We start from the raw sequence: 1,498 nt of genomic DNA on the forward strand, positions 1-1,498 counted from the left end.
CGGCGCTGGCCTGCATGCCGGTGTCGTTGAGCGCGGCAATCATGCCGTCCAGGCGCAGGCCGCGCAGTTGGTCCAGGGTGTGTTGTTGAAGCATGGTGTGTTCGTGATGTTGGAGAGTTCGGCCAAGGGGCTTGCGGCAGCGCCTCAGTGGTGTCCGTAGTAGCCAGGGCCGCGCACGTTGTCATGGGCGGGCATGGCCGCCGTGTCGCCGCCCAGCAAGCTGCTGTCTCGCCGGTCCAGTGCACTGGCCAGGATCGACTTGACGCTGCGATAGTGCGGCGCGCGGATGGACTGGGCCCTGGCGCAGGCGGCCTCAAGCCGCTCGTCGCCGTACTCACGCGCCAGCCGCATCAGGCCCAGGCAAGCGCGGTAGCCCTGCTCGGGGTGCGTGCGGTGCTCCATCTGCCAACGCACCACGCCAGCCGTGGCGGCACCGATGCGCTCACCCCAGCCGATGAGCTTGGCCGGTGTCCACAGCCGGTGCGCTCGGTGCGACGCCGGCATGTGCTCGGCCACGGTGGTGAAGCCGCCCACCTGGGGGCTGAGGGCATGTGCTGCGATGCGCTGGCGCCGCAGCAAGACCTCCAGCGTCCCGGCCGTGATGCGCAGTTCCACGGCAGCGCCGACGTGTTGGTGCGGCACCGAGTAGTAGTGGCCCTCGTAGGCCACGTGATAGTCGATGTTGACCCGCGCCGGTTTGAACTGCGAGAGCACCATCGGCGTTGCTGGCAGCGGCTTCAAGGCCGGTGCGTCCAGCGCCGTGAAGGCCACCGCCCTGCAGCCAGGCAGCTTCTTGAACGGACGCTGGTTCAAGTCGACCAACAGCTGGGCGATGGCGCGGTTGAGCTCCACCAGGCTGAAGAAGCGCCGATGGCGTATCCGAGCCAGGATCCAGCGCTCGACCACCTGCACACCCACCTCGACCTTGGCCTTGTCCTGAGGCCGGCCTGGGCGTGCCGGCAGCACCGCCACGCCGTAGTGCTCGCCCAGCTCCTGCATCAGCCGCGCGGTGACGGGCTCGTAGGCATCGGGGTTAGCGATGAGCGCGCGCGGCTGATCGGGCACCAGTAACTTGGGCACACCGCCGATGAACGTCAGCGTGGCGATGATGGCGCCCACCCAGTCGGCGGCTGTCTGTTGCCACGTGGCGCAGGCGTAGGTGTAGTTCGATGCACCCAGGACGGCCACAAACACCTGGGCTCGGCGAATCTCGCCGGTGGCGGCATCCACCACCGGCACGGTCTGGCCGGCGTAGTCGACGAACAGCCGCTCGCCGCCGGGGTGGACCTGGCGCATCGAGCGCTTCAGGCTCTTGGCCCAGGCGCGGTACTTCTCGCAGAAAGCGCTGTAACGGTAGGCCGCATCCCCGGTGCCCGCGCTGTACTCCTCCCACAGCAGTTGCAGCGTGACGCCGGGGCGCTTGAGCTCTTGATGCAGCACCGCGTAGTCGGGCTCGCGCCGGGTGCTGCTGCGTGGGCGTGGTGGCGGGTACAACCGG

At 68.7% G+C, this 1,498-nt stretch carries 1 protein-coding gene; it reads right to left on the reverse strand.

Features of this window, described 5'->3' with window-relative positions; translation table 11 throughout:
- Positions 1-144 precede the first annotated feature (144 nt).
- Positions 145-1,498 (reverse strand): IS21 family transposase (istA, locus tag OOZ63_RS28835; protein WP_266009319.1); only part of this gene is annotated, 1,354 nt, incomplete at its 5' end.

Source organism: Paucibacter sp. PLA-PC-4 (assembly GCF_026241155.1).
GTDB lineage: Bacteria > Pseudomonadota > Gammaproteobacteria > Burkholderiales > Burkholderiaceae_C > Roseateles_E.